Here is an 8565-nt window from a genome sequence, read left to right on the forward strand (position 1 = left end):
ATTCCAGAAGTCAACATCACAGGCTTTGAGGGTACTACCACATCGGGGACAGGTTGAGCCTTCCTGACTCCCGACCGATACATAATCGCACCCATCACAGGCAGCGATATGATAGATGACTTTACCACTGGATGGGGGCTCATCTACCCCATGGAGGAGATGCATCAGGACTGTTTTCCCTGCCCCGCTCCGGCCGATGATCCCGAGAATCTCTCCTTCTGAAAGGGTGAACGATAAATTTTTGATAACCGTCTTTCCATCAAATGTCTTCGAGAGGTTCTCAACTGTGATCAGGGGTCTCATAATGCACTCACCGTTCTGATGTACTGGTATGATCTATAGAGTAATACTATTATTTCTTGCAATTTTACCTTCACAAACGTGAATCCAATCTCATGATGTATGCCGGAATATCCCATCAGATCAGCGGACGGATGATCTCAAGGACTTCCCTGACATCATGAATCCGGTGTTTTACTGCTGCTATCAGTTCATCATGCTTTTGTGTATGGAGTGAACATTGTTGTTCAGTGAGTACTGCAATATCTGCAGAACGCATTGCCAGCAGATCATTGATAGAATCACCAACCATGACAACAGTATCATATTCACTCTTCAGATCCCTGACAATTCTCTCTTTCATGGTGGGGGTTGCTACCCCGAATACACGATCACGGGGTATCCCCAGATAGTCAGCCATCCGTTCAAGCTTTGCTTCGCGATCACCAGATGCAATAAAGGTTGCAATACCCATCCGGTGAATCTCACGAATCGTCTCTTTTGCCCCGGGAAACGGGGTCCCTCCAGCAGTAACGGTGAACTCGATTCGGCCTTGGCCGATGTGTACGATCACCCCGCTGTTGAGAGCAACAATGGCCTCCTGTTTGATCTTTGACCAGATGATCCGCATACATTGCTGCATGTCTCCCATGCAGGCTGATTTATCCGTCATCAGGATCTGACCAATCTCATCGGCATCTATCACCCGGCGGGTACAGGAGATCCCAAACCCAATCTTGTTCTCTCTCAGAAAATCTGATAACAGGTGATCTTCAGGAGTATCCATGATACCCCGTGAATGGGCATGAATTACACAGAGAACCCGATCAGGATCTTCGAAGGTGAGCATGGTAGTTTCCACATCAGGAAACAGCTGACCTGAGATCACATCCTTAACAATCCGGTAGGTGTGAAGGAGGGTACCGGCGCTGTCAAAGACGACCGCGATGGACATACTAGAGAGATCATCCTCTACAGGATTAATACCGATCCTGTTCATTCAATCAGGACGAGGGATCTGATCAGACATCTTCTATGAAGTATGAGTTCAAGATCATACTATGACCCTCGAGGAGACTGCGACCCGAATCAAAAGGATGGAGATCCGGGGGGCCGGGCGGATTGCCCGTGCTGCCGCAAAAGCACTGCTCGACTATTCTGAATCAATCAATGATTTGGATCAGAAATCATATATCGACCGTATGCTCAGGGCATCTGATCTCCTGGCTGGTGTCCGGCCTACTGCGGTTTCTCTTCCCAATGCGGTCAATATCATCTCCAAACCCCTGCTCAAAGCAGAAACCCTGCAGGATGCAAAAGAAGGCCTAGAAGATCGGGCACGGGCATTCATTACCCACTCAGAACATGCAGTCACCAGAATAGGAGAGATCGGAGCACGTCACATAAGGGATGGCGACGTGGTGATGACACACTGTAACTCAGAAGCAGCTCTGCAGTGTATTGTAACCGCTCATCATCAGGGGATGGATATCGAGGTGTACGCTACCGAGGTCAGACCACGCAACCAGGGGCATATCACAATCAAAACCCTCTCCGATGCCGGAATAAGGACGAATTTTATCGTCGACTCAGCAGCCAGGTATTTTATGAAAGAGGTTGATATCTGCATTACCGGGGCTGATGCAATCACGGTGAATGGAGCGGTTATCAATAAGATAGGAACTTCCCAGATCGCCCTTGCTGCAAAAGAAGCACGGGTAAACTTCCTGGTTGCGGCAGAAACCTACAAGTTTGCACCCCGGACGATACTCGGAGAACGGATCCTCATCGAAGAACGCCCTGCCGATGAGGTATTACCTGACGCGATTCTTACTACACTTCCCCATGTCACCGTCAGAAACCCCACCTTTGACATTACCCCTTCAGAATATGTGGATCTGATCATCACTGAGCAGGGAGCAATCCCTCCTGAGATGGCATACACAATCATTAAAGAACATCTTCAATGGGATATGGACAATCTCTGTACCGATTATCCCTATTGTGAAGAGGAATAACCCATGAAAGATGCAGTTGCAACATATTACTTCCGCCCGAAAGAGGGCATTACCCCGGAGTGGGCTGCCCAGGCGATCGCTGAGGAACAGACTACCGGAACCTGGACCGATATCTCAACCCGTGAAGAGTATGTGCATTATCTGGACGGGCAGGTTGAGAACCTGGTTCAGTCAGGAACCGGTTATCAGGTCTCGATCCGGTACCCAACAGAAATATTTGAGATTGGGAATATCCCCCAGTATCTTTCGGTCTTTGCCGGAAACCTCTTCGGACTCTCCCGCATCGCCGCGGTCCGGTTGCTTGATGTAGAATTTCCCAAAGAGCTCATCCCATACAAAGGACCAAAATTCGGAATTGAAGGGGTCAGAAAATTAGTCGGAACAACCGATCGCCCTCACGTTGGTACTATCATCAAGCCAAAGGTTGGTCTGAATCCTGAGGATACTGCATCAGTTGCCTATGAAGCTGCCATCGGAGGGGTCGACCTTATCAAGGATGATGAGACCCTCACTGATCAGAAATTCTGCCCGCTCGCCAAACGGCTTCCTTTAGTGATGGAGAAACTGGATCAGGTGAAGTCACAGACCGGAAGAACAGTCCTGTATGCGGTGAACATCTCAACTGCCGGGGATAAGATCCTTGAGCGTGCTGAGCAGGCCAAAGAGATGGGAGCGAACATGCTGATGATCGATGTGATCGTTTGCGGATTTGATGCCATCCGGGTTGTTGCTGAGGACCCATCGATAAACCTGCCACTGCACATCCACCGCACCATGCACGCTGCCATAACCCGGAACCGGGAGCATGGAATTGCAATGCGCCCATTTTGCAGACTTGTCAGAATGCTCGGCGGGGATCAGCTTCATACGGGAACCGTGTCTGGAAAGATGGAGCATGACATGCAGGAGTTGATCGGCGACAACAGAACCCTGACTCACCCCTGGCATGCCTTAAAAAGTGTCTTTCCGGTTGCAAGCGGTGGACTTCATCCAGGTGGAGTGGCTGATGAGATCAAAACTCTCGGGAGTGACCTGATCCTACAGGCTGGAGGTGGTATTCACGGACACCCGGACGGAACCCGAGCCGGTGCTACTGCCATGCGACAAGCAGTTGATGCCGCCATGGAAGAGATTCCACTTGTAACGTATGCAGAAGATCACCCGGAACTAAAACGGGCATTAGAAAAGTGGAGTAAGACCTAATACATACAGGAGTTTTCAATATGGATCTGCCTTTTGTTAAACTACACGGGAACGGTAACGATTTTGTTCTGATCGATGAATGGGACGGCATAAAGGTTCCTGATGAGATGAAAGGTGAATTCGCTGCGGTGTATTGCGACCGTCGCATGGGTATCGGGGGAGACGGGATCCTCTTCCTTGGGAAGACACCGGATGGAAAAGCAGCAATGCGGCTATTTCAACCTGATGAAAGCGAAGCAGAGATGTGTGGGAACGGGATACGCTGCCTGGCACGGTACGCCTTTGATATGGGGTACTTAGCAGAAAAAGGAACGATTCAGACACTTGCAGGGGCGGTTGATGTTGCCTGTGAGTATGATGAGGATGGTGACTTCCTGGCAGAAGTCACGATGACAGAACCCGGATTTGATGCACCCTCCATCCCGGCAAAAGGGAGCGGGGATTTTCACGAGATCATCAATGGCTACGAAGTCTATGCGGTAAATACGGGTGTCCCGCATGCGGTGATCTTTGTAAAGGATATAGACTCACTTGACGTCTGTCAGCTGGCGCCTGCCATCAGGAACAGTCAGTTCTTCCCAAAAGGCACCAATGTGAACTTTGTTGAGGTCATTGATCAGAAGAACATCAGGATCCGGACCTTTGAACGCGGGGTTGAGTGGGAGACCCTTTCCTGTGGAACCGGGGCCACTGCCTCTGCAGCTATAGCACACCGGCTTGGGAAGACTGGTCCGGTTGTTGAGGTCGAGACACAAGGCGGACCCTTAACCATCACCCTTACGAATGGCGCCACCATGAAAGGACCGGCAGACGTTGTCTTCACCGGCATGTTGATCATTTAAAGAACCCTTTCTCCTTTTTTGTAGAACCATACTCCGATCTTTGCGATGAAGAGTGCTATCAGCAGAACACCCCCGATCATACCCAGAGCAGAAATAACCCGGACCAGAGGAAGGGGATCATCCATCACAACTCCTGCCCCGTTAGTGGTAATGATGCTTATCCCGCTGGTGAGTGCCTGTGCGAGATCAGGCTTTGTGAGTGCTGAAGCAGGGTACAGACCGGTGAGCAGGTATATCCCAAGGCCAAGAATAGTTCCAAGGAGCAGGCAGAGAGCAGCGGCTGCGATGAACAGATCATAAACCGGGAGTTCGGTCCTGATAAAAACCAGAAGATACCGCCCGCTCAGAATGACCAGAAAAAGAAGAAGGGTAAATTCTCCAAGGGGAAGGAGTGATGATGCCGCATGCCAGAGTGAAACCCAGATCAGTTCAAGTGAGATCAGTGCAAGGATGGCAGCAATCAGAAACCGGTGGCGGGATCCACGCATGAGCCACACTCCAAGAACCAGGATGAGGGAGAAAAAGAGCACCAATATCACCCGTTCAGAAAAACCTGAAAGAACCGGATAGATCACCTGCAACGGGAGCATCATCAAAAAGAGCAACAAAAAGTCCTGCCGATCCCGATCACTCTCATCAATTCCGTTGTCACTCATTCCTATCCCCGCAGATATGGACATAGGGGAATATTTCTCGCAGCCTGTATTGAGCGTTTCATTCATACGTAGAATGGATGATCATCTTTAATGCAGAATGCTGGCAACGATCAGTATCTGTTCTAAGAACCGGGGGGCAGCCCATGGGTGATGAAATCAGCACAAAAGAAGCAAGACGCTGGAAAGAAGAGGGCAACAAACTGAGTGCCATGCAGAAGTTTGACGATGCTATCCGGTGCTATGAGAAAGCCATCTCATTGGATCCGGTTGATGAGGATGTCTATTTCCAGAAAGGTCTGGCGATGATGAACCTCATCCGGTATCAGGAGGCTATTGACTCATTTGAGCAGTCACTCAGAATAAATGATAAAGATCCCCGTTATTGGCTGTACATGGGGGTTAATTACTTTTTTATGGGCCGTTACAGCAAGGCAATCCCCTGCTTCAACATGGTTATTGATCTCGATCCCACCAACGTTCATGCATTAAGCAACAAGGGATCTGCTCTCGCAGAACTTGACAAGCATGCTGATGCGGTTGAGTGCTTCGATAAGATCATCGAACTAATCCCGGGGGATATTAACGCCTTTTATAACAAAGGTATCAGCCTTCAGAAACTCGGGAATCATAAAGAAGCAATAGGATGCTTCAAACAGATACTTAAACAGGATCCCGAAGATGCTGACAGCTGGTTTGAACTTGGTAACTCGCTCGCACGGATCGACACATGTAAAGAGGCGATCAAGTGTTACGACCGGGTCATAAGGATTGAACCGAACCATGCAGAAGTGTACGAAGCAAAGATCGAGTGCCTGCGCAAACTGGGACTTGACGAAGAGGCTGATAAACTGATAGCAACCCGAGAAATGGATGACGTGTGGTAAACACAGGTAGTATCACATTTGTAACTTTTTAAAAAATGACCTGAATAGTCAGGTTACCGTCACGGTTTTGGTATATGCTCTTCCAAATATCACCTGAACACCGGTCCCTTCACGGCCTGCCTGATATTTGAGTGTATAGGTCCCAGGTTGTGCAGGAGCGCGAAATGTGAACGGAACAGCCTTTGACTCACCTGACCTCACTAGTGCTGATGCCGGAGCTGCCATCCATTCAGGGCCATACTTTGCGGTATCATCAAGGGTCATGATCCCGACTTTGTACTGCTCAAGCCAGTCGTCTGATCCATCATTGGTAAGGGTGAGAACCACCTGGTACGACTGTCCTGACTGCATCGTATCAGGGATGGTATCTCCGGTAATAACCGCATGAATCCCTGACATGATCGACTTCGGAGTTTGCACCGGCACTAAAGTTGGTGTAGGAGTCGATGTTGCTGAGATAATTTCCTTTGGAGTAGTGGTGGGAGTAACTTCTACAGGGCGGACCAGAGGAAGGGGATCAGGTACCCCGAACCCCGGGTCATACGGAGTGTCTCCGATACCATCACCATCGATGTCAGAACCAGACTCCGGATTCAGAAGCGGGGTGCCGCCGCTGGCCCAATAGTTTCCGCCTAATACCATTCCTCCAAGTATATTTTCTCCCGTGTTGCGCTCTGTAGCAAGCACTACATTCTGATTATCAGTACCGGCCTCTATGTTGAGGTTGTTATCAAAGAGATTATTGAAGATGTGAATTCCCTTGACCCCTTCCAGTGAGATACCTGCTTTTTCGTTTCTTTCTATGCGGGAAGAGGAGATCTCTGATCCTGAACTATTCATGATCAGGGCACCGTATTCATGATTATTCACCAGTTGTGAACCCTGGATCTGAACACTGCCATCATGAACAGTAATACCTGAACCGGTGCAGTCCGATACCAGACTGCCGGAAACTTTCGCACCGTCCTGATCAACCAAACGCATTCCCTCATGACATGTGGTAAGAGAAAGACTTGAGAGGATCAGATTCCGGGAGACTGATGAGGCAGCTACTGCAGCCGGATCACTCCCTCTGTCTTTCCCCCACGGAAAGAGCGTTGAATCAACCTCTTCAGTATATACTCCATAGCCTTCATTCCCGATGCTCACGTTCCTGATGGTAACACCAGTCACTGGCCCGCCTGATGAGTCAGTCAGGCTGATCCAGATCCCGACTGAAGCAGCCTGTGGATTTGCAGGTTGCACAGTATATCCCTGTCCATCCAGAATTACCGACGGAGCAGCGATGATAATTCCTACCGGGTACTGATGAGAGATATTATGTTCAAGGGTGTACCGCCCAGGCTCGGTGATATAGACATAGTCACCAGTATACGGGACATCAGCGGGGGGAAAGGTAACCGGGCTGTTATCTGCACATACACAACCGAAGAACCCTGTCAGTGCCAGTACAATGACAAGGGTATGCACAGTCATCGGAACATGCAATTTGTTCGTGGAAATACTCCTCCTGATTCTGCAGAACGCTAATAATCAATGGATCAGATCTGCATCAGATCATTTATGAGTATGGTCAGGATCCGGTACAACCTCTTCCGGAACCCCTGCAACCTGTATCCCTTCCTGAATCATCGAAAAATGTAAATTGTTGCCTTCAGGTTGTGCATGATGTTTGACAATACTGACTCTCCGCTGCCCATTCAACCGGTCTATCCTGAGTATCACCTTGGAGAGGTGAAACAGACTGGTACCACCAAGGGGAGCATAATCGTTCTTTCCTGGATCCATGTAAACCTGGTTGGTGATCAGGATTGGGATGTCATACCGTTTGGCATACCCGAGCAATACTACAATCTGCCGGGAAAGGCGTTGAAGAGAGTCCTGTCCGTGCTCAAGTTCAGTCCGGTAAAGGCCCGTTGCGGAGTCGATCACAATAAGACCGGTATCCCGGGTTGATAGTATATGACTGGCATCCTGGATCATCGATGCCTGTTGATCAAAGTCAGCAGCCTCATACAGGTAAAACCGTTCAGAGAGTTCTTCTGCCCGGTCGCCGGCAATCTGGGTGAACCGGTCAACTGAGAAACTCTCGGTATCAATATAGACCACACACCGGCCGGTTTTCAGGACAGATACTGCAGCGATGAGGCAGAATGTTGACTTCCCACCTCCGGGCTCACCGTAGATCTGGGTGATCATCTTCTTCGGATATCCGCCTCCGATAAGATCATCAAGTGGAATACTCCCGCTTGATTCGTAATACCGGTTTACTGCCGGCAGTCCTGACTGTGGTGTACCTTCTCCCATGCTGCTTCCTCAACCTCTCGCATCACCTGCATCACCGGAATATGGTGTTCCTGAGCAAAAGTATATACGGATTCATATTCGGCTTTCAACGTGTAACAGGATCCGGCAATCATCCCGATCTTTACCGGGAATACACCTGATTTTCCCCCGATACAGACCATAACCTCTTCAAACTGCCGATCAGCGATGAAACGGTGAACAGCTGGGATGCATCTGACACCCAGTGTACCGGTCTCCCGTGCAATGATCTCTGAAAGGTTCCCTGAATCTTCAGGTCTGCAGATTACTCTGATAAGATGGCCGGGTCTGCCTTTCTTCATCGTCAACGGAGTGGCACAGGCATCCCTGGCTCCTTCGTCCATAAGTTTTCCAAGCA

At 49.5% G+C, this 8565-nt stretch carries 10 protein-coding genes; 4 read left to right on the forward strand and 6 right to left on the reverse strand.

Features of this window, described 5'->3' with window-relative positions:
• Positions 1-303, reverse strand: a 303-nt coding sequence (locus LUQ50_RS02785; protein ID WP_300035846.1) for an ATP-binding cassette domain-containing protein, incomplete at its 3' end; no start/stop codon positions are given.
• 115 nt (positions 304-418) lie between these two features.
• Complete coding sequence (locus LUQ50_RS02790; RefSeq protein ID WP_367278944.1) at positions 419-1279, reverse strand: HAD family hydrolase; 861 nt, start codon at positions 1277-1279, stop codon at positions 419-421.
• Positions 1280-1340: 61 nt separating this feature from the next.
• Here LUQ50_RS02790 and LUQ50_RS02795 point away from each other — a divergent pair, with 61 nt between their 5' ends.
• From LUQ50_RS02795 to dapF, 3 genes are read left to right on the forward strand one after another with little or no spacing between them, the layout of a single operon-like run.
• Positions 1341-2297, forward strand: a complete 957-nt coding sequence (locus LUQ50_RS02795; RefSeq protein ID WP_300035848.1) for a ribose 1,5-bisphosphate isomerase — start codon at positions 1341-1343, stop codon at positions 2295-2297.
• A gap of 3 nt (positions 2298-2300) precedes the next feature.
• A complete protein-coding gene (locus LUQ50_RS02800) occupies positions 2301-3500 on the forward strand; it encodes a RuBisCO large subunit C-terminal-like domain-containing protein (RefSeq protein WP_300035851.1) in 1200 nt (399 codons plus the stop codon).
• Between the two features lie 20 nt (positions 3501-3520).
• Positions 3521-4342, forward strand: a complete 822-nt coding sequence (gene dapF / locus LUQ50_RS02805; RefSeq protein ID WP_300035854.1) for a diaminopimelate epimerase — start codon at positions 3521-3523, stop codon at positions 4340-4342.
• On the opposite strand, the gene LUQ50_RS02810 is transcribed toward dapF, so the two are convergent.
• Positions 4339-4998, reverse strand: a complete 660-nt coding sequence (locus LUQ50_RS02810) for a hypothetical protein (RefSeq protein WP_300035857.1) — start codon at positions 4996-4998, stop codon at positions 4339-4341. The genes dapF and LUQ50_RS02810 overlap by 4 nt on opposite strands.
• A 143-nt stretch (positions 4999-5141) precedes the next feature.
• On the opposite strand from LUQ50_RS02810, the gene LUQ50_RS02815 reads away from it, so the two are divergent.
• Positions 5142-5882, forward strand: a complete 741-nt coding sequence (locus LUQ50_RS02815; protein ID WP_300035861.1) for a tetratricopeptide repeat protein — start codon at positions 5142-5144, stop codon at positions 5880-5882.
• Between the two features lie 48 nt (positions 5883-5930).
• Here LUQ50_RS02815 and LUQ50_RS02820 read toward each other — a convergent pair whose 3' ends face one another.
• From LUQ50_RS02820 to larC, 3 genes are all read right to left on the reverse strand, one after another.
• Positions 5931-7358: a NosD domain-containing protein gene (locus tag LUQ50_RS02820; protein WP_300035864.1), complete on the reverse strand. Its 1428-nt coding sequence runs from the start codon at positions 7356-7358 to the stop codon at positions 5931-5933.
• Between the two features lie 81 nt (positions 7359-7439).
• The gene (radB, locus tag LUQ50_RS02825) at positions 7440-8189 is read right to left on the reverse strand and encodes a DNA repair and recombination protein RadB (protein WP_300035867.1); all 750 of its coding nucleotides are present in this window, start codon (positions 8187-8189) and stop codon (positions 7440-7442) included.
• Positions 8150-8565: nickel insertion protein (gene larC, locus LUQ50_RS02830; protein WP_300035870.1), on the reverse strand; the 416-nt coding region annotated here is incomplete at its 5' end. The genes radB and larC, both read right to left, overlap by 40 nt.

The organism is Methanospirillum sp. (assembly GCF_028679455.1).
Classification (GTDB): domain Archaea; phylum Halobacteriota; class Methanomicrobia; order Methanomicrobiales; family Methanospirillaceae; genus Methanospirillum.